This window comes from Paenibacillus piscarius (genome assembly GCF_022234545.1).
Classification (GTDB): Bacteria; Bacillota; Bacilli; order Paenibacillales; family Paenibacillaceae; genus Paenibacillus_AQ; species Paenibacillus_AQ piscarius.
The window spans coordinates 12,094-34,004 of the sequence record NZ_JAIEUI010000021.1; the positions used below are offsets into that span (position 1 = coordinate 12,094).

Below are 21,911 nucleotides of genomic sequence, written 5' to 3' on the forward strand. Positions count from 1 at the left end.
TGCAGGCCAGCCATAAGTCCGGCTGCTCCTTCATAGCGGCTTCTACAATCATACTCTTGTCCGTTGGATTGTATGTGTGGTCATTTGATCAGCTCGGTGGGATTCATGCCGGTGATCTTTTTGAACAGGGTGCTGAAATAAGGGATGTTCTTGTAGCCCACCCGCTCCGCCACCTCATAGACCAGCATATTGCGCTGCATGAGCAGCTCCCGGGCCTTCTCGATCCGCACCCGGGTCAGATAGTTATTGAAGGTCTCACCGGTAATATTCTTGAAAATAATTGACAGATGGTTGCGGGAGATAAACACCTTATCCGAGAGATCGGCCAGTGTAAGCTCATCGGCATAATGCTCATGAATGTAGTTGGTCATGAAATCAACCACCTGCCTGTGCTTGCTGCTGCCCTTCCACTGGCGGCTGGCACAGATTGCTGTGATCTTGGCGGACAGCCAGCCGGCCAGCTGGTCCGGCAATACCAGATTGCCGATCTCCTGGGCGATCTGGTCATTGGTGAACAGATCGTCCAGCACAAAGCCCGACTCATATAAGGAGTAGGTGATGATTCCCCATAGCTCACTGCCCAGCATCTGCACGTAGCTGGCAGATACCCCTTGCTGCGCTTGCAGCTCTGCAATGTATTCATACACAAGCTGCTGCGCCTCCGCCTCCTGTGAAGCCTTCATCGCCGCGGCCAGCTTGTAGGAGAACTTAACCGGGAACATGGCTCCACGTTCCTGCGTGCTGCCGTGGCTCTCCCGGTAGCGGTACACTTCATAGGACGGACTGATCCGTGCAGCTCCCTGATCCATGGCACGGAATGCCTCCTCCGTGGATTCGGATATTCGCGTCCACGTATTCTTCACCCCTCCAATGCCGACGCGGATGACCAGCTTCAGATAGGAGCTGATGCTGTCAATCAGCCGCGTCCCCAGCTCCTCCAATTGCTTCGCACATTCCCCGGCGGGATGGACTATCAATAATGCCCTGTGGCTGTTCAGCTCCGTGTATTCCATCTCCGGATAGACTTTACGCGTCACCTCACAGGCAATATTACTGACCGCGAAGCGGAACAGATTCCAATCGGACACCGAGAACGAGCAGGCCCGGTCATCGCGGAGCATTTCAATCCCGATGGTGACATGGCCCCGCTCCAGCCAATACTTATAAGTGGATGGAATATGAGTGTCCGTCCTGTAGGCGGGGTCCAGAGTGCCGACAGCGGCGGAGCGGACCCACTCCTTCTCCACGAAGGGCTCGTACAGCATCATTTTCAGCTCCAGCTCGCCCTGCCGGATCTGCTTCTCCTTCTCCTGCACCAGCTCGGCGATGACCCGCTGGAGGATCGTTCTTAGCGTAGGCAGGCTGATCGGCTTGGAGACATAGTCGCTGACCTGAAGCCTGAGCGCCGCTCTGGCATGCTCAAAGTCCGAGTATCCGCTCAAAATAATAATTTTACCCGTGAACCCCTCGTTCCTTAAATGCTCCATCATCTCCAGGCCATTCATGACCGGCATATATATATCGGTGATTACAATGTCCGGGCTGACCCTACGGATCATCTCCAGCCCGTCCTCCCCGTTCAGCGCCTCTCCGGCCCATTCCGCCTCCAGCTCCGCCCAGGGAATCGCACGCTTCATGCCCTGTAACACCTGGCGCTCATCATCTATAATCGCGATCTTCCACATCTCTTGTCGCCTCCTTAAGCTTCTCTAGCTCCTGCTGCAGCGGGATCATCCGTCCCTCCTGGTGAGAGAAGCCGGCAGCTTCTGCGCTGGAGCCTCCGGGAGCAGCGGCAGACTGATCTCTACCCGGGTCCCTCCCTCTTCACGCTCCATCAGCGTAATCCCATAGCCGGTTCCAAAATATCCGGCGATCCGCTCTCTCACGTTGTGTATACCGTAGCCGCCGGTATGACGCTTGCGCGGCTGCTCCTTAGGCTGCTTCAGCCCGGCTCCGTTATCCTCAATGACAATCTGCAGCGCCCCACCCGCCGTGGCCATGCGGATGATAACCTGGCCGCTGCGCTGCTTGTTGAACCCATGAACAATAGAATTCTCCACAAAGGGCTGCAGAGTTAGCTTGGGGAGGTACAGCTTCTGAAGCTCCGGCTCCACCTCAATTCTGTACTCCAGCCCTTCTCCCCAGCGGAGCTGCTGGATCTCCAGATAACAGCCGATATGCTCCAATTCCTCCGAGACCTTGATGAAGCTTGCCCCGTTGGATAAGCCGATGCGGAACATCCGGCCCATCAGCTCCAGAATCCGGCTCAGCTCATCCTGCCCGGCTTCAATCGCCATCCAGTTGAGCTGGTCCAGCATATTATAGAGGAAATGCGGGTTGATATTGGCCTGCAGCGCTTCAATCTCCGCCTTGCGCTGCTGCTCATACCGCTGCTCGAGCGACCGGTACAGCTCCTCGATGCGCTCATTCTGCTTGCGGTAGCCGGAGAATAAATAACCGAATTCATTCTCGTAATCCACGGGCAGCTCCTCTTTGCTTGTGCCAACCGAATACATTCTCATGGCACTGACAAGCTGCTTGATCGGCTTGGTGAATTGCCGGCTCAGATAGTGGGTCAGGAGCAGCACCAGCAGAATGGCGCCAAGGCCGATCAGGCCGATCCATTCCGCCAGCTTCAGGCTGCTTGCCGTAATCTGGCTCCAAGAAGTGAATTCGATCAGCGTCCAGATCGAGTTGTCCATCCGCGAATAGACGAGCAGCTTATTACCCGAATCCTCATTGCCGGGAATATGGACATAGCCCGATTTGTTGCTCTTCAGGTCGATCCACTTCGACCACTCCCCGGGCTCGAGCGTCTCCCCGATCTTCAGAATCTGCTTGCCCCCGCTGTCGGTCATAATACGGTTCGACCCGGAGGAGTTGCCGGTCAGCAGCTCGCGGATTTCCTTTGCTTTGATATGGATGACGAGCACACCCAGGTAATCGTTCTCCACCATAATTTTGCGGGCGAAGCTTAGCACCGGAACGTCCCCCTGAATACTGGGAATGCTATGCTCCCCGGACCAGGCGAAGTCGCTCTTCTGCAAGCTTGCGGACCAAGGCTGCTTATCCATATCGGGCAGGTTGCGGAACTGGATGTAGCTCTGGCTGTCGTTCGGCACCGGCTGATCCATATACAGGTCAATCCCCTGGATTAATGGAATGGCATAGGTCAGATTACCGAGCGCACTCTCTACGCCGACGCGCTTGCGGTAGCGTTCGAAATCATCCTGCCTGTTCTGCAGGTAGGCCGTCAGCTCATTGTCCCGCGAGGTGGACAGTGAAATCTGCTCAATCATATTCAGCCGGGTCGAAATCTCATTGTTCAATTCATCCAGCAGCCGCTGCTGATAATGCGAGGTCGTCTTGACAAGGGCCTTCGAGGAATTGCTGTAGCTGGTCCAGGCCGTAACAGCGATTACAAGAATCAGCACAATGGCGAAGCTGTGAAAAAACAGACGGTCGATCCTGTACTTCTTAAAAGGATTGGTCAAGCGCTTCCCTTCCTTTGTCTCCGGTTCACACTAAATAAACGGTAAAGCGGCGTATAAGAATCAGGCGCTTTACCGTTATCGGAGTGATGTTTTTTACATCTTATCCCTTTATGCCCGTTGTCGCAATCCCGTCTACGAAATACTTTTGCAGGAAGGTGAACACCAGGGTGGCCGGAATAATAGAGACAAGCGACATCGCCAGGAGCTGGCCCCATTCAGCCGCAGACTGGGAGTCATTGATCATGCGCAGCGCAAGACCGACCGTATATTTCTCAACCGTGTTGATGTACAGCAGATGGCCCAGGAAGTCATCCCAGTTCCACAGGAAGCAGAAGATGGTCACCGTAACGACCGCCGGGAAGGCCAGCGGCATAACCACTCTCCAGAAGATGCCGAACCAGGAGCAGCCGTCGATTTTGGCCGATTCGTCCAGCTCCTTCGGCACACCGCGGATGAACTGGATCAGCAGGAAGACGAAGAAGCTCCCGCCGGCCCCGCCCGCCAGCAGATGGGGAACGATGAACGGCAGATACGTATTCACCCAGCCGAGCTGGTGGAACAAGGCGTACTGAGGGATGATCAATACTTGTCCAGGCATCATCAGTGTCAGCATCAGAATTGCGAACCAGAACTTTTTCAGCGGGAAATCCAGTCTTGCAAATCCGAAGGCCACCAGTGTCGTCGACAGCAGAGTTGCGATCAGCACCATAATTTCCAGGTAGAAGGTGTTAACGTAGAAGTCCGTGAACGTATGGCCGGGAACCGAATTCCAGCCGTTGGTGAAGTTCTCCCATTTCAGGGATGACGGGAAAATTCCCGGCGAGCCCAGCTCGGTGCTGTCCTTCAGCGAGGCACCAATCCACCAGACAATCGGATAGACCATGACGAAGCTGAAGAGAATCATGAATACATGCCGCAGTGCAGGCTTCCAGTTCAGAGATGTTGTCATTTGCGTTTTTTCCCTCCTGTGTCCGTTTCGTAGAATACCCAATACTTCGAGCTGAAGGAGATCAGGAGCGTTGCAGCCACAATAGCGATCAGCATAATCCAGGCCAGAGCAGAAGCATAACCGAGTTCATAGCGGCTGAATGCCCTTTCATACAGATACATCGCATATACATAAGTCGCGTTCATCGGTCCGCCGTTCGTAATCACGAAGGCTGAGGTGAACATCTGGAAGGCGTTGATGACGGCCATAATCAAGTTAAAATAGAGAATCGGCGACAGCATCGGCAGGGTGATCCGGAAGAATTGGACAATCTTATTGGCTCCGTCCACCGATGAGGCCTCGTACAGGTCATTCGGAATCTGCTTCAGCCCGGCCAGGAAGATCACCATGGTGGAGCCGAACTGCCAGACCGTCAGCAGAATCAGTGTGCTAAGCGCCGTATCCGGGTTAGTGATCCAGCTCTTGCCCTCGATGCCGAAGACCGCAATCAGCTTATTGAACACGCCATCTACGCCGAAAATATTCCGCCACAGCAGCGAGACACCGATACTTCCTCCGATCAATGAAGGGAAGTAGATTGCTGTGCGGTAGACGCCAATCCCTTTTACGGCTTTGCTGAGTACCATCGCCACGAGCAGGGCGGCGGCAAGCTTCAGCGGCACGGAGGCCAGCACATACATGAACGTGACCTTGGCGGACTGGATAAATTTCGGGTCAGCGGTGAAGATCCGTTCGTAGTTGCGGGCCCCGATCCATTGCATCGGCTGCATCAGCGTGTAGTCAGTGAACGAATAATACAGGGATAAGAATAACGGATACGCCGTCAGCGCCAGGAACCCGATCAGCCAGGGAGAAATAAATAAATAGCCGGCAAGCGGAGCGTTCCATCGGCTTTTGAAGTATGAGCTTTTCTTCAGCGATGGCGCGCCTTCGGCTATAGTGGTTGTGGAACGGTTCATCTGTGGTCACCTCTTGTCGTCAGTTTTATAGCTTAAGTATATAATTCACAAGCGCTTCTGCTAAAGGAGGGCAATGCTCGAATTCTTTCAAAATATAACGATATGTTCAGCAGCGGATGCTCAAAGCAAAAGCCCGGGCATCTGTCTGCCCGGGCTTCCCTGATCTTTCACTTATTTCTCGTAGGACATGGAAGCTTCTTTAAGCTGCTTGAAGGCTTCTTCCGGTGTAACCTTGCCGAAGCTGAGCTGATCGCGGACAAGCACCCAGTCCTTGTCGATGAAGTTCGTCCAGCCGCCGGCTCCGGCAGACCAGACTTGACCGTCCGGCTCAGTGGCACGGAGAAGACCGAGACCCACCTTATCCAGATCGCTCATGTTCGCTTCCAGCAGAGCGGCATTGTCCTTATTGGCCGGCAGGCCGCGGAAGGTTTGGGTAATCTTAGCCGCTTCAGCATCATTCACGAACCAGTTAATGAATTTCTTCGCTTCTTCTGCATGCTTGGAGGTCTTGGTTACCGCCATGTACATCGACGGCTTCAGCCAGCCACCGGCTTCTTCGGCGCGCGGCATGGTCACCAGAGCGTAAGCGCCCGGCTTGATACTGTCCCAAGTCCCCAGATTGTTGGAGAAGCTGTAGCGGAACAGCACTTTGCCGGCAGCCAGCAGGTCAAGCTGCGGGTCATTCTCCTTATCGGATGCGTTCACATCTGCCGGAGGAACCAGTCCCTCCTTGCGCAGCTCTTCGAACTTGCGGGTCCAATCCAGATAGGTGGGTTCATCTACGTTGAAATGACCGTCATTCGTGATGACCTGGCCTTTGCCTTTGGCATATTGGTAAGCGGAATACATGAAGTAGTTACCGCCATAATCCAGAGTGAAATATTGGCCCTGCGGCAGCTTGGACTTGGATTCCTTCGCCAGGGCGAAGAAGTCATCCCAGGTCCAGCCGTTGGCCGGATTGGCAATGCCCAGCTTATCCATCGCGGCTTTGTCGTAGACCATACCGAAGGCTACAGAACCGAGCGGAACAGCATACTGCTTGCCGTCCAGCTGTCCGCCGGACAGCAGCTTGGCATCGAATTTGCTTACATCCACTTCGGGAGCCAGGTCAGCCAGCTGCTGGCGTGCCATCCAGTCCGGCATCCAGCCCGGATCGAGCTGCACTACATCGGGAGCGTTATTGGCTGCTGCCTGGGTGGACAATTTGTCCAGATATCCGTCCATCCCGGAATATTCCGGCTCGAACGTTACATTAGGATTGTTCTTCGTATACAAGTCCAGCGCTGCCAGCGTAGCCTCATGCCGCGGCTGGGAGCCCCACCACATAATCCGCAGCTTCACCGGCTCGCCGCCGCTGCTTGGCGCTTCCGTAGCAGCCGCTGCATTGGTGCTGGCAGGCGCTTCCGTAGCTGCACCCGCATTATTCGTTTTATTCCCTCCGCCGCCGCAGGCAGCCATGGTTCCCAGTATAGCTGTCATGGCCAACACCGAAAGAGAACGCTTCCATTTCAACATCTTTAACCCTCCTGTATACATCTGTATTCTCTTGCTACATAGCTATAGTAACAATATGGAATTAAAGTTCATAGGAGAGCAATGCACGAATTATTATAAAATCTTACGGAAAAATCACTCTGAGCCAGCTTGTCGTGTTCGGTTTTCCGATTACATTTACCCCACGCGCCGGGCATAGTGCTTGTGTGGACGTTTGTGTATGGGCGACGCTGCGATTGTATTTCCTGCAATAGATTATGATTTCATTGGTCCAATAACTCATTCTGCTGTATTTCATACACTAGATTTCTGCATATATGCTCCAAATGGCCGCCTGTGCAAAATTCTACTGTACAGAATGCAGCAGATGCTATTTTTCGAGAGATTTTTGAGGAATCTAGTGTACATAATGCAGTTGCACCATCTCGGGTTGAATCTCACAAGCAGGAATGGCTACGTTACGTGCCCTTAGGACTGCTATCCTCTCTGCTTGCTCCCATACACAATCTTCTTGATTCTGTCATCATAGTCAAATTGTGTTCGGCTTTCCGATTACATCAGCTAACAAAAACGCCAGAGCTGCCCCCCATCTTAGATAAAGAGCAGCCCTGGACAATATAGAATGATATACCTATTTCATCATGCTTGCGGCAATCTGGATGATCTCATCCTTCGTCAGCTCCGACTTCTCCTGGCGGACCGAGATATTATAGATGATCTTCGCTTCCGGATCTGCCCAGACCAGTCTATTCTTAAACCCTAGCTCGATCTTCTCGTTAGCCGAGGTTTCGAGATAAATAAGCTGCTTGCCGTCAATCTCAATGTTCTCGACCTTGGTCGTTTTGGTCCACATCAAGCTCTCTCCTGGCTTACTTTCATCAAAACGTGAGGCACTGATTTCCACATTAGCCTCACCCTTCTTGTACAGCAGGAAAGAATAATTATAGGCAATGTTTTCCGCTTTTTCTTTTCTCCAAGTCATCTTGAACTTATCTCCCAGGTCAATCTCCTTCAAGTCTGTAAGCTGCAGAATTTCATCCATCTTGATGAAAGAGGGAATGATGGTTGCCTGCCCGAAACCGTAACCGTCCGGCAGATACTCAGGCTTGTTCAATGCCGGAGCTTTGTACTTCTCCACAGTGGTTTTGAACGCAGAATATTCCTTTAACTGAATCGGAGGGCAGTAGATGCCAAGAAGAGATTCTTCCTTCGCTCCTCCGCTTTTGACTACAAAAGTAGCATATTCTCCGGGAAGCAGCAGCTTCTCTATAGTATCGTGGCCCTTTTTAAATTTTAATTGGAAAAGTTCGTCTTCCTTGCTTGGCTTTGTCTCCCGGGATAGGTCCTTGCCGGGGGTTACCGGGTATTTCGATTTCACAATCATGGCACCTGAATTCGTTACCGGAATCGGTTTGTACGGCAGTACCTTGTACTGGAATTTAGCTCTGGTCCACTCCCCCAGTTCACCGGAGAACTGGATATACACGCCGCCCAGCAAAACCAGCACAAGGAGCGCCGCCACCCAGCCCTTCGCAGGAATCCGCAGGAATCTCTTCCGTCCAGGCCCCGGCACAGCTTCTGCCTCCACTCTGCGCATCACTTTAGGAGCCCCTCCCCTTGGCGGGAGTACCTGCAGCAAGGTATTCTCGCCCTCAGCAGGCAAAATGGCCGCTAGACCCAGCTTATGCATCACCGAATCATGGACGTCGACAGGCGGGATACCGGCGGCCAGGTCTCCCTCCTTCAAGAACTGCTCTTCTGGTGTCAATTCACTCTTGCCCATAGCTGCTGCTCCTTTCTCTCCATGACGATTTTCAGCTTGACCCGGGTCCGTTCATATCTTTTCCGCGCCGCTTCCGTATTGATCCCCAGAATCTCACCGATCTCCGCAAATGACTTGTCCTCGAAGATCCTCAGAATCAGCAAATTCCGCTCCTCTACTTTAAGCTTCTCCAAGGCGGCAGCGACCGGCCCGCTGAACAGACGGTTCTCCACCACCTGCTCGGCGCTCTTCGCCGTAACCTCCTGCCGGAGCAGCCTCCGTACCTGAGACTGGAATTTCTGCCGCCGGAGCTGGTTCAGGCAGTGGTGATAAGCAATTTTGTAGAGCCATGAAGTGAAGTCTGCCTGCGGCTTGTATTGCCCGATATTCTGGTAAGCCTTGATCAAGACATCCTGCACGGCGTCTTCCGCCTCCTCCCTGTTATTCAGCAGCCGGTAGCAGTAGAGGTAGATGCGGTGCTGGTACAGCCTGATGACATCCGAGAACAGGTGGGCCTCTCCAGCCTGTATTCTCTTAATTTTCTCCTCGGTAGAGTCCACGATAATCTCCTTTCGCTTTCGTTCTGTAATTCATACTGATATAACACATGAGGCGTATGTAACGTGACATTTATTTTCCTGGCGGCAGCAAAAAGAGACCAACAGACAAATGCTGTTGATCTCCCGGGGTAGGACTGCTTGAACTGACTGTTTATTCGATTCTGCTCTATTCCAGCTCAACCGTCTCATTCAGATTCAGCGTGTCCGTGTCCTGGCCCGTCATCCGTTTAAACATATATACCGCCTTCTCGGCCAGGTTGCCGCTCTTCCAGTATTCGGCCGCTTCGGCATGAACCTTGATCAGAATGACATTCGGGTCATCATAGCTTGTCTTCAGGAACGCCTCGTACCCTGCACTCCAGAGCTCTTTCTTCTTATTCACATCGCTTACGATTTCGGCTCGCCCGCGGATGGATACATAGGACTTATCTGCATAGACCACGTTCACCCGCGGATCATACAGAATCTCCCCGAACTTGCTCGTATCCTTCTTGGTCAGGAACCAGAGGTCTCCGTCAAATTCAACCTCCTGGGTCTTCATGGGCCGGGAGACCAGCCCTTCCTCCGAAATGGTGGTCAGCATCGCCAGATCGATGCCCTTGATCAGCTTGCGCACCGTCTCCACGGCTTCTTCATGAGTGTGGTGAGTCGTTGACATCTTTACCGCCTCTTTTCTTCCGGGATAGGGAATAGGTTGTCCAAACGCATAGCATTTATTAACCAGAAAAAGAGGAATGTTACCGGATGATACAGCGGCTCCTGCAGATTAACATCTCACATGCTTGCGTTTGAAGCCGATACGCTCCTTCTCCACAGCCTTCATTATATTGTCATAGGCGCTGATGAGCTTGCTCTTCGGCTTGTCCTTGTCCACCTCGACCGGACCCACCCGCTCCGCCGTCTCGCGTGCTAGATCATGCAGCGGCGAATAGGATGTCGCTACAGTATACATAAAGTTGTTCATCGAATACCGGGTGCGCTCCGGCGACTGATGGATGCTCTGTTCCACCTGCTCCAGCATACCGGCCAGCTTGGCCTCAGAGAATTCCCGGTCCGGGCGGCTTCCCAGCAGCCAGCAATAACAGCTCCAGCCCGCTGACATCCGCAGGTCCTCCCCGCTCCTGATCCAGGCATCCGCCACCTGCCGGGCGATATCCGCTTCAGCCAGTGTAACAGCCACCACAAAATCGGACAGCATATAGAAATAAGCCCCGCCCATCCAGCGGTTGTAATCCGCCTCTGTCATGCCGTTCGGGTCGGCAATGATCCCGGCAAAATACATCGCGTCATAATTGCCGGTCGCATATAGCTGCTCCGCCAGCGGCTGGTTAATACCGGTTCGCTTGAAGAGCGGCTTCATAGCGCCTGTAGCTACACCGAACAGCGGCTCCTGCGCACCGTTCGCACAGTACATCTTCTTCGTCCGTTCCTTGCCAAGCGCTTCAAGCTCCTGCATGACCTGTTCAGCGTTCATAATGCAACACTCCTTCATATGAAGTATTCCCTTGGCAAATGTGCGGCAGCCGCTATTTCCGGTCCTCCGCCGGAATATCCGGCAGATCGGGCCGTCCCTTGGGGTACGTCTGCTGGCCGAGCTGGTCGCCAATCCAGGCCTCGCCGTCCTCGCCCATCTCCTTCTTCCAGATCGGAACGATCTGCTTGATCCGCTCAATCACGTATTCATTCGCTTCATAAGCAGCCTTGCGGTGAGGTGAGGAGACAGCTATTACCACGGCAATATCGGTAATCTCCAGCCTGCCGATCCGGTGGGTAACCGCCACCTTCGCCTCCGGCCAGCGTTCGATAACCTCTTGTCCGATCCGCTCAAGCTGGGCGACAGCCATCGAGGGATAAGCTTCGTATTCCAGATATAAGGTCCGCTTCCCCAGCGTGATCTCTCTTACCGTGCCAATGAACAGGGTAATCGCCCCTGCTTCACGCCGCACCACTTTATCTGATACCTGGGAAGGTATAATAGGTAAGCTGGTAATTTCAAATAATGCACTGCCCATAGGCTCACTTCCTTTCGATAAAATGCAGCAGCTCCGCATACTGCTCCGGTGTATCCACATCTGCCGCGAAATCTGTGCTCAGCCCTGCATCAACCAGCCTGTCCCGGTCTACCCCCAGCCAATGAAGCGAATCGAGCAATCCCCCCAGCCGGTACTGCCGGGCCTCCAGTCTGGCTGTAATCTCCGGCAATATCCTGCGCGGCCGGTATAACCCATGCAGCATCTGATGCCTGCCGTCCATAACCGGAACAACGGCAGCATAATCACCTTCCGCAAGCTGTGCCAGCATCCACGAGGCAGCCGGAGCTGAGATATGGGGACTGTCACAGCTTACCACCCAGGCCGCTTCCGTCTCCACTCTGGCAAAAGCCGCATGGAACCCGCTAAGCGGCCCATGCCCGGCATATACATCCGGCAGGTATAGGATATCTGCGGGAAGAAGACTGGTATACAGCGAAGGATCGCCGGTTACCACTATGATCTGCCGGCAAATGCAGCGCATTCTCTGCACCTGCCGGACAATGAACGGCTCCCCCTGATAGGTGAGCAGCGCTTTGTCGCGTCCGCCCATTCGGGAATTCTGTCCCCCCGCCAAAATAACTCCCGTCAGCATCCTGAACCCCTCCTGTCTGTATCAGCCAAGCAGTGCCAGCGCCAGATTGAGGACCGCGCGGTCCACTAGCTCCTGATTGCGCATCGGCAGCACCCCGGGACTGATCTCACCGGCGGCAGCTGTGGCATTAGCTCTAGCTTCCGTAGTCCCGGCAGATGCGCCGTACCCATCCGCCGCCCCGTCCCGGCTCAACCACAGGCGGATATTGGTTGCTTCCTGCTCCAGTGAAATTCTGTCATCCCTATGGCGGAGCAGGGCAATCTTGGGATATGGCGCAGACTTGAAGCCTTCGGCAATCACCAGATTTACCCTGCCTTGCATGGATTGCACAATCTCTTCCAGGGAAGTCTCCGCCTGGCGCATAACTCTTGTAGCCCCCGGCGAGGTCAGAACCGTCTCCACCGCACCGTGCAGCAGATGCCTGCTGCTGTCTGTCCCCGGATCATCCAGCGTGAACCCGTGGACATCATGCTTGGCGGAGCCGACACGTATGCCGCGGGCGGTCAGAGCATGGATCAGGCGGCAGGCAAGCGTGGTTTTGCCGCTGTTTTTGTACCCGATGATCTGTAATACCGGAACCTGCCCTTGTGCTGCTGCATGATAAGAATCCATCGTTAAGGTATATGCTCCTTCTGCTTCAGTCTCTCTACCGATTATACCACTGATCCGCCGGTTCCCGGTGACCCGCGGCACACCTGTGCTTCAAATCACCTGCCCTCCCCGCATAGACCCGGTATAGTTAAAGAGTCCGGCATCTGACATGCCTTGACACTTCACTTCAGGGAAGGAGTCCCGTTCCTCATGAGAAAATATATCCCGAACCAGCACGGCGCCTGGGCGATGCTGATTCTCCCCTTTGCCCTGGGGATCGCCGCATCTGCTGCCAAGTGGAACCATCTTCCGCTGTTCATCTGCTGGCTGCTGATCTATCTGTTCAGCTTCCCGCTGCTGCAGGGGGTCAAATCCAGACGATTCGGGCGTTACGCCGGGCCGTTGAAGCTGTATGGGGCGCTGCTGGTCCCGTCCGCCGTCTATCTGGTTATCGTCCAGCCTGCCTTGTTATGGTTCGTGCTGCTGCTTCTGCCGCTGTTCGCCGTCAACCTCTATTATGCCAGAACCCGCAATGAACGGGCCCTGCTTAATGATATCACCGCTATTGTTGCATTCTGTCTGGTGATTTATCCGGTCTCCTACATGGGACAGGGGAGTAGCTGGGACAACTGGCGGGTCGTGAATGAGCTGTTCGTGCTGGCCGTGCTGTACTTCACCGGAACTGCTTTTTATGTCAAAACCGTCATCCGTGAACGCAGCAATATCCGCTTCTATTACAGCTCCGTGCTGTATCATCTGCTGTTCGCCGCAGCAGGACTGCTCCTGTTCCCATCGCTGATGGTTCCCCTGCTGATTCTGCTGCTCCGGGCCTCTCTCCTGCCAAAGACAGGCATCAGTGCCAAGCATACCGGCATAATGGAGATCGGCTTCTCTATGATGCTGTATGTCTCTGTTCTGGTATTATATTTCTAGGCTATCGCCTTTCTGAAAGTCAGGAAGCTCCTCCGCCAGTTACCCGGACGTGAGGAGCTTCCTTCTTGTCTGTCAGCCTACTCTACGATCATATCCTGGTTGCTGGCACCCGGCGGCACAATGGGATAGACATTGCTCTCCTCCGTGATATCGAATTCCATCACCACCAGCCCCTCAGTGTGCAGGCCTTGTTCAATGACCTGCCCGGCTTCAGCCAGCGTGCGGGCCCGGAACCCATGAGCACCGAAGGACTTCGCCAAGGCGACGAAATCCGGCGAGCTGATCTGCACCGAGGAATATCTCCGGCCCAGGAAGAGCTGCTGCCACTGTCTGACCATCCCCAGATACCCGTTCCTCAAGATCGCCACCTTGACATTCAGGCCATAGTCCACGGCGGTCATGATCTCCTGCATATTCATCTGGAAGCTGCCATCTCCTGTAATACACACTACATCACGCTCCGGCCAAGCCACTGCAGCGCCTATCGCCGCAGGCAGCCCATACCCCATGGTCCCCAGTCCCCCGGAGGTCAGGAAGGAGCGGGCTTCCGTGAACTCATAATGCGTCGCCGTCCAGATCTGGTGCTGCCCGACATCGGTGGCGATGATCGCATCGCCTGCGGTAGCCTTCTGCAGGCAACGGATTACCTCCTGCGGGGTCAGCTTCGGTTCCCGCTCCCGGCTTGCCTTCATCCTGCGCTTCCGCCACACCCCGATCTGCTCCTCCCAGGCCGGGTCCTCCATAGGATGTACCAATTCCTGTATACCTCGAAGCAGTTCCCCGCAGGACCCGGTTATAGCCAGGTCAACGGGGATGTTCTTGTTCAGCTCAGAGGGGTCCAGATCGACTTGGATTTTGTAAGATCCCGGGGAGAAGGCCTTCCGCTTGCCGGTCACCCGGTCACTGAAGCGCACACCGAGACACAGCACTACGTCAGCGCCTTGAAGTGCGCGGTTAGCCGCCACCGATCCATGCATGCCCACCATGCCCAGGTGCAGGTAATGTCCCGAGGGAAAAGCGCCAAGCTCCATCAGCGTACTCGCCACAGGCAGGTGATGCCGCTCCGCGAATGCCCTTAAGAGCGCAGGCGTATCTCCCTGGATACAGCCGCCGCCGGCCAGAATAAGCGGACGCTGCGCTCCGCTGAGGCGTTCGGCGGCAAGTTCAAGCACCGCCGGATCAATCGGGTGATCCGGCTGGTAGCCCCTGATCCGGGGTGGAGAAGTGCTAAGTACAGCCGCATCATTCTTCATGGTGCACAATGCATTCATCACATTCTTCGGCAGATCAATCAGGACCGGACCGGGTCTGCCGGTCGTGGCCACATAGAAGGCTTCGTTTATGATTCTGGACAGCTCAGAGATTTCTCTGACGATATAATTATGCTTGGTCACCGGCATCGTCATTCCGTAAATATCTACCTCCTGGAAGCTGTCCAGACCGATAAGGTCGGTAGCAACCTGGCCGGTAAGCACAATCAGCGGAACGGAATCCATGAACGCAGTAGCGATTCCGGTGACCGCATTGGTGGCGCCGGGACCGCTGGTCACCAGAGCCACCCCCGGACGGCCCGTGGCTCTGGCGTATCCGTCTGCGGCATGAACCGCAGCCTGCTCGTGCCGGACCAGCACATGCCGGATCCGGTCATTGCCATAGAGCGCATCATATAGAGGCAATACGGCACCGCCGGGGTAGCCGAACAGGGTCTCCACCTTTTTCTCGATCAGCATCTCAATCAACAGCTCTGCTCCGTTCATGAATCCCTTCGTCTCCTGTCGTATAGTTAGTTTATCCGCCAATATAGGACATGCCGATCTTGGCCTTGCGTCTGCGCGTCTCTTCGGTGCGTTCATCTGAATACCGGTCTGCGCGCTGCTCCCATACCTTACGGATGGCTGCCAGCAGACTGGCATCGTCCGCCCCGCTCCGCAGCAGCTTCTTAAGGTCGAAGCCTTCTGAAGCGAACAGGCAGGTATAGAATTTGCCGTCAGAGGACAGCCGGGCACGCGAGCAGGCAGCGCAGAACGATTCGGATACGGACGTGATGAAGCCGACCTCGGCCGGGCTGCCCAGATAGCTATAACGCTGCGCCACCTCGCCGCTGTAATGCTGCTCCAGCGGCTTCAGCGTATATCTGGCTTGCAGCCGCTCCAGGATTTCAGCCTTGATCACGACCTTGTCATAGCTCCAGCCATTGTCATTGCCGGCATCCATGAACTCGATGAAGCGAAGCATGATGTTCCGCTGCTTGAAGTAGGCCGCCATCGGCAGAATCTCCGATTCATTCACATCCTTCTGGACGACCATATTGACCTTGACCTCGAAGCCGGCGGCAACAGCCTGATCAATATGCTTAAGAATCAGTCCCGGGCGGAAGCCGCGCCCGTTCATGCGGCCGAACAGCTCCGGATCAAGCGCATCCAGGCTGAAATTCAGCCTGCGCAGGCCCGCAGCATACAGCGGGCCTGCCTGTCCGCCAAGCAGCACCCCGTTTGTGGTCAGGCCCATATCCGTTACACCCGGGATGGCACCAAGCCCTGCAACCAGCTCAGGAAGACCCGGCCGCATCAGGGGCTCGCCTCCGGTCAGGCGGATTTTGCTGACGCCCAGCGAGACGAACAGCCTCGCCAGCCGGGTAATCTCCCCGAAGCTAAGCAGCTCGCGGGCCGGAAGAAAGGCGTAATCATCTCCGAATACTTCCTTCGGCATACAGTAGGTGCAGCGGAAATTGCACCGGTCGGTGACCGATATCCGCAGATCATGGATAGGCCGCCGCAGCTGATCCTGCATAGGATGTATGTTCATGTACGCCCCTCTCCTTCCGTTTGCCTTACAGTACCCATTCCTTCGTGCCTTCTTCAGCGCCAAGCAGCAGAACATCCACCTGATCACCGGCGGCGTAGCCTCTGCTCCCGCCCGGCAGCACCATCAGCGCATTGCCGCGCGCAATAGACGATACCGCATTCGATTTATTGAAGCCGGCGGGCCGCACTGCCGTGCCGTCATATACCGCCCGGATGAACCGGATGAACGGATTGGCCTTGGGGAAATCCTCCGCCAGCACGGCTGTAGTATGCGGCAGATACAGATGATTCGCCCCCATCATCCGCAGCAGGGCCGGTCTTGCGAACAGCTCGAAGCCGGTGAAGCAGGCGGAAGGATTGCCGGACAGTCCGAACAGGATTTTCTCCCCGGCAACCGCCACTGTGGTCACGCTGCCCGGGCGCATCGCTACCTTGTTGAACAATACCTCAGCCCCAAGGCGCGTGTAGATCTCCGGCAAGTAGTCATAATCGCCCACCGATACGCCGCCTGTCGTGATCAGACAATCCGCCTCCGCGAGCGCCTGCCGGACTGTGCGCAGGCATTGCGTAAGCTGGTCCGCTTCCGTATCGTAGATCCGGTAAGGGATGCCCATCCGGGCGAGCTGGGCGGCAATCATCGGCCCGTTGCTGTTACGGATTTTGCCGGGGGCCAGCGGATCTGTCACTGCCAGCAGTTCGGTGCCCGTTGAGAGAATCCCTACCACCGGTCGCTTCCCTACCATCACTTCCCCGTAACCGAAGGTCGCCAGCAGCGCCACCACTCCGGGATGGATAAAGCTGCCTGCCGGAAGGATTCCCTCGCCTGCTTGCATGTCTTCTCCTTGCAGGGACAGATTCTCCTGCACCTTAAAAGCCTTGCGGACAGTAAACGTATCTCCCTCCGCCACCGCCTGCTCGAACATAACGACCGCATCTGCGCCAGCGGGCAGCGCCGCCCCGGTCATCAGCCGGACCGCTTCTCCCCGGCCGAGTACAGCCTGCGAAACCTCGCCTGCACCGATGTGGTCCACCACTGTGAAGCGGACCCGGTTACTGCCGGAGGCACCGGCTGAATCTCCTGATGCAATGGCATATCCGTCATACGGGGAACGGGTGAAATGCGGCACATCATGGGTTGCGGTCAGCGGCTGGGCCAGAATCCGCCCATAGCTTGCTTCCAGCGGGATACGCTCTGTGCCTATACATCTGGAGCTTTCCGTTACCCGGAGCACCGCTTCGGCTACCGTCACCGGAGTTCTGCTGTTTTCCACCTTCATCTGCTCCTTGCTTAAGACCGCCATTCTACCCGGCTGATCCGTTTATTTCTGCGTAATATCACTGAAGGTGCCCACATACCGGACATCCTCACCGGTCTCGTCCTTCACCGCGCTGATATTCAGCCATTGCAAATATTCTTCGCCGTTCTTGCGCTTGTTCCAGATCTCGCCCTGCCACATCCCCTTCTCCTTGACCTCTGCCCACATGGAGCTGTAGAAGTCCCGGGACTGGCGGCCTGACTTCAGCAGGCTGGGCTGTCTGCCCAGCACCTCCTCCTCGGAGTAGCCGGTGAGCTTCGTGAAGGCCGGATTTACGGTTTTGATATGGCCGGAGACATCCGTGACCAGAATCCCCTGGCCGGTTGAATTGAACACTTCAGAGGTCAGCGCCAGCCGGTCCTGGAAATACAGCCATACGACCAGTACCAGACTTGCCAGCGCCACCTGGGACAGCAGCATGAAGCCGATCGAATACTGCCCGGTCATTCCGTGGATCACAGACAGCATAATAGGAGGGAAGAATCCGCCCAGACCGCCCATCATCGATACAATTCCGTTGGCAATCCCCGCCTGCTTGTTGAAGTACAGCGGAACCAGCTTGAAAATGACGCCGTTGCCGATACCCGCACTGACTGCAATCGCCAGACAGCCTGCGGTATACAGCCCCATGTCCGGCATAAATGCCAGAATGATCGCTGCTACCGTATAAATACTGAAGGTGAAGATCAGCAGGAACAGAGGCTGGAACTTGTCAGCCAGCCAGCCCCCGATGGGACGGAAGAAGGTCGCTACCGCAATGAAGCCGGCGGTGCGCATTCCGGCATCCACCTTCTCCAGCCCAAAGCTGGACACCAGAAAGTTCGGGAGATAGATCGTGAAGGCCACGAAGGATCCGAAGGTAATGAAATAGAACAGGGAGAACAGCCAGAGCTTCTCGTTCCTCGATACACCCTTGATCTGTTCGATAATCGGTGTTCTGAGCTTGGGTTCATGCCGGTCGCCGAAGAAGAAGTTCAGGGCGATGAACACCAGCAGGAGGATCAGATACAGCTTGACCGCAGTGGCCCAGCCGAACTGTGCAGCCAGGATGGGCGCCGAGAAGGTCGTCACCGCTGTGCCGAGATTCCCGATCCCATAGATACCGTTCACCAGACCATGCTTTTCCTTAGGATAATACTTCGGCAGTGACGTTACTCCTACGGAGAAGACGGCCCCGCCGACGCCCAGGAACAGACCGCCGATAATCAGATGGGTTACTGTAGAAGCGACACTGATGAAGTAGACCGGGAACAGCAGCAGAATGAAGCTGAACATGAAAATCATCCGTGCCCCCAGCACATTCGCATAATAGCCCAGCGGAATTCTCAGCACGGAGCCGAGCACTACCGGAATCGCCGTCACCATTGCCAAGCGTCCCTGCGGGATGCTGATATCCTCCGAGATGAACGGCATCAGGGAGGAGATAATCACCCACACCATGAAGCCGGTAATCAAATTTAGGGTTTGCAGCGGCAATTGCATTTTTTTAATCATTCGTTTCACCTTTTCGCCGTTTTTGTCTTGTGAATAATTGCTGTAATCTACCTTCCTGTACTCATTGTATCCGCCGCCCCCCGGCTCAGATATAGGGGAGTCCCCTTTCCCTGACAGGGGAAACCCTAAATAAATAACGCCAAAAAAACTGCCCCTAATTGGAGCAGCCTGTTCAGCGTCTGTATTGTCACTCACTCTCACGTAATCAGCGTATTTAACTGTTCACTAAGCCGCTTCTTGTCCTTCGGGCTGAGCTGATTCTCGGCCATCGGGAAGATGACGGTCTCTTCCTTGACGAAATGAACGGTCAGCACCTCGAAGGCCTCCCCTGCATCCCGGACTGCAGCGCGTATCGCTTCAAGCGGCATCTGCTCGATATCACCCTCTGAGTGATGCAGGAAATGCCCGATATATCCGTCGATCTCACGGTGCTCCTCCTGGATACCCGCCAGCGGACCCTGGTCGAAGCCGATGTACCTGCCAAGCAGCGGAAAGAAATACGTCTCTTCCTTCTCCGTGTGCCGCTTCAGCGGAATCCCGAACGCAAGCACCGCCTGGCGCAGCCTGCGAAGCTGGGCTCTGGCCTCTTCAAGCGTAATCTGTTCCTGCTCAAACCAGAGGACAAGCTCATGCCACTCCCCCATGAGGAAAGACAAATAGCGGTGTTCATTTTCCAGGATGCGCATTGCAGGCAGCGTAAACCTGAGTCCAGCATGATCCGTCATACCGCCGCACCTCCCATGATGCCGTTTAGAAATCCAGCATTTTTTTTCTCAAAGCATATTCGACCAGCTCCGGCCGGCTCTTGAGGTTAAGCTTCTCCATAATCTTAGCCTTGTGGGCCTCCACCGTCTTCACGGAAATATACAGCTTCTCGGCAATCTCCTTATTCCCGTACCCCTTGGCGATCAGCGGCAGAATCTCCAGCTCCCGCTTGGACAGCAGCTCGAACAGATCCTCGGTGCCTGCGGTCTTGTCCTGCTTGATGAACTCGCGGACCAGCGAGGTAGCCATCTTGGGATGGATGTAAGTTCCGCCCTCATAGATGGTCCGTACCGCCAGCAGCAGCTCCTCGTCCGGTGCGCTCTTCAGCACATAACCGGAGGCCCCGTTCTTCAGCACATGGAAGAGGTATTCATCGTCATCATGCATGGTCAGAATCAGAATTCTGGTATCGGGATAATCCTCCTTAATCTTGCCGGTAGCGGTCAGCCCGCTCTCTCCGGGAGGCATACTCAGATCCATAATCAGAATATCCGGGCGGAGCTTGGCGACCATCGTATAGGCTTCCCTGCCGTCAGCCGCCGCTCCAATCACTTCGATATCATCCTGAAAATTAAGAATCATCGAGAATCCGCTGCGCACAATCGCATGGTCATCTGCAATGACGATCTTCATCAGAAGCTCCTTTCTTTCTCCCTGGGCCCATCATACCGGAACCTGCAGGCTAATTCTCGTGCCCCGGCCTACCTCTGAATCGATGGTGACCGTGCCGCCCACCAGCTCTGCCCGTTCCTGCATCCCGAACAAGCCCAGCCCGGTTCCGGCCGGCTCATCCCCCTGGCGGAAGCCGATGCCCTCATCCTCCACCAGAAGCTGAAGCCATCCGCCGCTCTCGGTAAGCGAGACCTTGACATTGTCCACCTCCGCATACTTCAGCGCATTCAGCACGGCCTCCTGGCATATCCGGTAGATGACGGTCTCAATCTCGCTTCCGTAGCGCTTATCCGGCAGCCGGAAATCATAGTCGATCACCAGGCCATAGGTCTGTTCCACCCGCTTGAAGTGGGAGCGGAAGGCAGCCTCCAGCCCGAAATCATCCAGCGCCGCCGGTCTAAGCTCCACCGAGAGGTTGCGTATATCGCTGAGCAGCCGGGTCATGGAGACCTCGGTCTGCTTCACCTTCTTCAATAGTCCGTCATCGGCGGTCATATATTTCAGCACACGCAGATCGATTACCGCACTCATCAGCTCCTGGGCCACGCTGTCATGCAGCTCGCGGGAGATCCGCTTGCGTTCATTCTCCTGGGCCTCAATGATGTGCTTCATCATTTTGTTCTGGTAGAATTTCTCCTGTGTCTTGAACTGCCGGCTGAGATCCCGGAGCATGAACACCCGGATTCCGTTCTCTTCATCTATTGTGTGAAAGGTGGCCGCATACGGGACCATCCCCTTGTCTCTGGTCTCCAGATAGACCTGGTAGGAGGTGAATTCCTCAGAGTCCGGGGTATGAAAATAACAATTCAGGCAGGTCCGCAGCTCGGTCTCACTCGTATATCCCCGGCAGGTACCGCAGAGCGCCCCGGGATTCCCCTCATACAGCTGATTCAGAATATCCTTATCGACGATATTCTCGGCAGCCGGATTCATCGCCAAGGCCTTCCCCTGCCGGTCAAAAAAGAAGATCGCCTCCGAGCTGTTCTCGAACAGCTTCGTCATGAGCACACTCCGCATATCGGTTCCGGGATGTATCAACTGAGCAACAATTCCTTCCCGTTCAAGTCTCCGATGCCTCCGCGCACCATGGCTTCCAGGTCGCTCAGCATCGCGGCGGTAACCTGCCGTTCATCCCGGAAGCCGCCGAGAAGCACGCCTGCGACACGGGCATCATTCCATACAGGCACCGCCCCGATGCTGTTCAGATTCTCCATCCGGGTAATCGGATAATTGAACAGCGTATCCGGCTGAACCACGAGCTCCACCGAAGGAATCAGGAACGGCTTGCCGGTCTTGAACACGATGCCCGCAATCCCTCTGCCGGATTGCAGGACAATCCGTTTGTAGCGGTCACTGATATTGCCTGAGGCATATTTCCACCGGATCGCATAGTCATATTCCGCCGGTTCCGCGAACGCCAGCGACATGAAGTCATATCCCAGCGCCGCACGGATCTGGTCCAGCCGGGTCTGGTAATCCACCTTACTTATCAT

General features: G+C 55.2%; 21 protein-coding genes. 1 reads left to right on the forward strand and 20 read right to left on the reverse strand.

The features are described 5' to 3' along the window. Positions 1 to 80: 80 nt before the first annotated feature. The 12 genes from K1558_RS25730 to mobB form a co-directional block, all read right to left on the reverse strand. Positions 81 to 1,685, reverse strand: a complete 1,605-nt coding sequence (locus K1558_RS25730) for a response regulator transcription factor (RefSeq protein ID WP_238654819.1) — start codon at positions 1,683 to 1,685, stop codon at positions 81 to 83. A gap of 45 nt (positions 1,686 to 1,730) precedes the next feature. Then, a complete protein-coding gene (locus K1558_RS25735; RefSeq protein WP_238654820.1) occupies positions 1,731 to 3,494 on the reverse strand; it encodes a sensor histidine kinase in 1,764 nt (587 codons plus the stop codon). Positions 3,495 to 3,594: 100 nt separating this feature from the next. Continuing rightward, a complete protein-coding gene (locus K1558_RS25740) occupies positions 3,595 to 4,443 on the reverse strand; it encodes a carbohydrate ABC transporter permease (RefSeq protein WP_238654821.1) in 849 nt (282 codons plus the stop codon). Then, the gene (locus K1558_RS25745) at positions 4,440 to 5,402 is read right to left on the reverse strand and encodes a carbohydrate ABC transporter permease (protein ID WP_238654822.1); all 963 of its coding nucleotides are present in this window, start codon (positions 5,400 to 5,402) and stop codon (positions 4,440 to 4,442) included. The genes K1558_RS25740 and K1558_RS25745 overlap by 4 nt, the downstream gene beginning before the upstream one ends. A 171-nt stretch (positions 5,403 to 5,573) precedes the next feature. Next, complete coding sequence (locus tag K1558_RS25750; protein WP_238654823.1) at positions 5,574 to 6,917, reverse strand: ABC transporter substrate-binding protein; 1,344 nt, start codon at positions 6,915 to 6,917, stop codon at positions 5,574 to 5,576. 610 nt (positions 6,918 to 7,527) lie between these two features. Continuing rightward, positions 7,528 to 8,679 carry a DUF4367 domain-containing protein gene (locus K1558_RS25755; protein ID WP_238654824.1) on the reverse strand — a complete coding sequence of 384 codons (1,152 nt, stop codon included), beginning with the start codon at positions 8,677 to 8,679 and terminating at the stop codon, positions 7,528 to 7,530. Beyond that, the gene (locus K1558_RS25760) at positions 8,661 to 9,218 is read right to left on the reverse strand and encodes an RNA polymerase sigma factor (RefSeq protein WP_238654825.1); all 558 of its coding nucleotides are present in this window, start codon (positions 9,216 to 9,218) and stop codon (positions 8,661 to 8,663) included. Before K1558_RS25760 ends, K1558_RS25755 begins: the two co-directional genes overlap by 19 nt. A gap of 166 nt (positions 9,219 to 9,384) precedes the next feature. Next, a complete protein-coding gene (locus tag K1558_RS25765) occupies positions 9,385 to 9,876 on the reverse strand; it encodes a pyridoxamine 5'-phosphate oxidase family protein (protein WP_238654826.1) in 492 nt (163 codons plus the stop codon). 108 nt (positions 9,877 to 9,984) lie between these two features. Continuing rightward, positions 9,985 to 10,692, reverse strand: a complete 708-nt coding sequence (locus tag K1558_RS25770; RefSeq protein ID WP_238654827.1) for a DNA alkylation repair protein — start codon at positions 10,690 to 10,692, stop codon at positions 9,985 to 9,987. Positions 10,693 to 10,744: 52 nt separating this feature from the next. Further along, positions 10,745 to 11,230: a molybdenum cofactor biosynthesis protein MoaE gene (locus tag K1558_RS25775; protein WP_238654828.1), complete on the reverse strand. Its 486-nt coding sequence runs from the start codon at positions 11,228 to 11,230 to the stop codon at positions 10,745 to 10,747. 4 nt (positions 11,231 to 11,234) lie between these two features. Further along, the gene (mobA, locus tag K1558_RS25780) at positions 11,235 to 11,843 is read right to left on the reverse strand and encodes a molybdenum cofactor guanylyltransferase (RefSeq protein ID WP_238654829.1); all 609 of its coding nucleotides are present in this window, start codon (positions 11,841 to 11,843) and stop codon (positions 11,235 to 11,237) included. Positions 11,844 to 11,864: 21 nt separating this feature from the next. Continuing rightward, a complete protein-coding gene (gene mobB, locus K1558_RS25785; protein ID WP_238654830.1) occupies positions 11,865 to 12,455 on the reverse strand; it encodes a molybdopterin-guanine dinucleotide biosynthesis protein B in 591 nt (196 codons plus the stop codon). Positions 12,456 to 12,644: 189 nt separating this feature from the next. Between mobB and K1558_RS25790 the strand changes: the two genes are divergently transcribed. Further along, positions 12,645 to 13,367, forward strand: coding sequence for a YwiC-like family protein (locus K1558_RS25790; protein ID WP_238654831.1), 723 nt, complete (start codon positions 12,645 to 12,647; stop codon positions 13,365 to 13,367). Between the two features lie 77 nt (positions 13,368 to 13,444). Here the strand turns inward: K1558_RS25790 and ilvB are convergent, their stop codons facing one another. The 8 genes from ilvB to K1558_RS25830 form a co-directional block, all read right to left on the reverse strand. Continuing rightward, entirely contained in the window at positions 13,445 to 15,124 is a 1,680-nt protein-coding gene (ilvB, locus tag K1558_RS25795) for a biosynthetic-type acetolactate synthase large subunit (RefSeq protein WP_238654832.1), read from the reverse strand. Between the two features lie 31 nt (positions 15,125 to 15,155). Then, positions 15,156 to 16,172 carry a GTP 3',8-cyclase MoaA gene (gene moaA, locus K1558_RS25800; RefSeq protein ID WP_274528897.1) on the reverse strand — a complete coding sequence of 339 codons (1,017 nt, stop codon included), beginning with the start codon at positions 16,170 to 16,172 and terminating at the stop codon, positions 15,156 to 15,158. Positions 16,173 to 16,197: 25 nt separating this feature from the next. Then, positions 16,198 to 17,442: a molybdopterin molybdotransferase MoeA gene (locus K1558_RS25805; protein WP_238654833.1), complete on the reverse strand. Its 1,245-nt coding sequence runs from the start codon at positions 17,440 to 17,442 to the stop codon at positions 16,198 to 16,200. Positions 17,443 to 17,490: 48 nt separating this feature from the next. Continuing rightward, complete coding sequence (locus K1558_RS25810) at positions 17,491 to 18,981, reverse strand: nitrate/nitrite transporter (protein ID WP_238654834.1); 1,491 nt, start codon at positions 18,979 to 18,981, stop codon at positions 17,491 to 17,493. 197 nt (positions 18,982 to 19,178) lie between these two features. Further along, positions 19,179 to 19,706: a hemerythrin domain-containing protein gene (locus K1558_RS25815; protein ID WP_238654835.1), complete on the reverse strand. Its 528-nt coding sequence runs from the start codon at positions 19,704 to 19,706 to the stop codon at positions 19,179 to 19,181. Positions 19,707 to 19,731: 25 nt separating this feature from the next. Beyond that, the gene (locus K1558_RS25820; RefSeq protein ID WP_238654836.1) at positions 19,732 to 20,379 is read right to left on the reverse strand and encodes a response regulator transcription factor; all 648 of its coding nucleotides are present in this window, start codon (positions 20,377 to 20,379) and stop codon (positions 19,732 to 19,734) included. Positions 20,380 to 20,409: 30 nt separating this feature from the next. Further along, positions 20,410 to 21,420: a sensor histidine kinase gene (locus K1558_RS25825; RefSeq protein ID WP_238654837.1), complete on the reverse strand. Its 1,011-nt coding sequence runs from the start codon at positions 21,418 to 21,420 to the stop codon at positions 20,410 to 20,412. 32 nt (positions 21,421 to 21,452) lie between these two features. Further along, entirely contained in the window at positions 21,453 to 21,911 is a 459-nt protein-coding gene (locus tag K1558_RS25830; RefSeq protein ID WP_238654838.1) for a GAF domain-containing protein, read from the reverse strand.

Coding starts and splice junctions, on each gene's coding strand:
- K1558_RS25730 (WP_238654819.1), bottom strand. CDS start 1,685: ATGTGGAAGATCGCGATTATAGATGATGAGCGCCAGGTGTTACAGGGC.
- K1558_RS25740 (WP_238654821.1), bottom strand. CDS start 4,443: ATGACAACATCTCTGAACTGGAAGCCTGCACTGCGGCATGTATTCATG.
- K1558_RS25745 (WP_238654822.1), bottom strand. CDS start 5,402: ATGAACCGTTCCACAACCACTATAGCCGAAGGCGCGCCATCGCTGAAG.
- K1558_RS25750 (WP_238654823.1), bottom strand. CDS start 6,917: ATGTTGAAATGGAAGCGTTCTCTTTCGGTGTTGGCCATGACAGCTATA.
- K1558_RS25755 (WP_238654824.1), bottom strand. CDS start 8,679: ATGGGCAAGAGTGAATTGACACCAGAAGAGCAGTTCTTGAAGGAGGGA.
- K1558_RS25765 (WP_238654826.1), bottom strand. CDS start 9,876: ATGTCAACGACTCACCACACTCATGAAGAAGCCGTGGAGACGGTGCGC.
- K1558_RS25770 (WP_238654827.1), bottom strand. CDS start 10,692: ATGAACGCTGAACAGGTCATGCAGGAGCTTGAAGCGCTTGGCAAGGAA.
- K1558_RS25775 (WP_238654828.1), bottom strand. CDS start 11,230: ATGGGCAGTGCATTATTTGAAATTACCAGCTTACCTATTATACCTTCC.
- mobA (WP_238654829.1), bottom strand. CDS start 11,843: ATGCTGACGGGAGTTATTTTGGCGGGGGGACAGAATTCCCGAATGGGC.
- mobB (WP_238654830.1), bottom strand. CDS start 12,455: ATGGATTCTTATCATGCAGCAGCACAAGGGCAGGTTCCGGTATTACAG.
- K1558_RS25790 (WP_238654831.1), top strand. CDS start 12,645: ATGAGAAAATATATCCCGAACCAGCACGGCGCCTGGGCGATGCTGATT.
- ilvB (WP_238654832.1), bottom strand. CDS start 15,124: ATGAACGGAGCAGAGCTGTTGATTGAGATGCTGATCGAGAAAAAGGTG.
- moaA (WP_274528897.1), bottom strand. CDS start 16,172: ATGAACATACATCCTATGCAGGATCAGCTGCGGCGGCCTATCCATGAT.
- K1558_RS25810 (WP_238654834.1), bottom strand. CDS start 18,981: ATGATTAAAAAAATGCAATTGCCGCTGCAAACCCTAAATTTGATTACC.
- K1558_RS25815 (WP_238654835.1), bottom strand. CDS start 19,706: ATGACGGATCATGCTGGACTCAGGTTTACGCTGCCTGCAATGCGCATC.
- K1558_RS25820 (WP_238654836.1), bottom strand. CDS start 20,379: ATGAAGATCGTCATTGCAGATGACCATGCGATTGTGCGCAGCGGATTC.
- K1558_RS25825 (WP_238654837.1), bottom strand. CDS start 21,420: ATGACGAAGCTGTTCGAGAACAGCTCGGAGGCGATCTTCTTTTTTGAC.
- K1558_RS25830 (WP_238654838.1), bottom strand. CDS start 21,911: ATGATAAGTAAGGTGGATTACCAGACCCGGCTGGACCAGATCCGTGCG.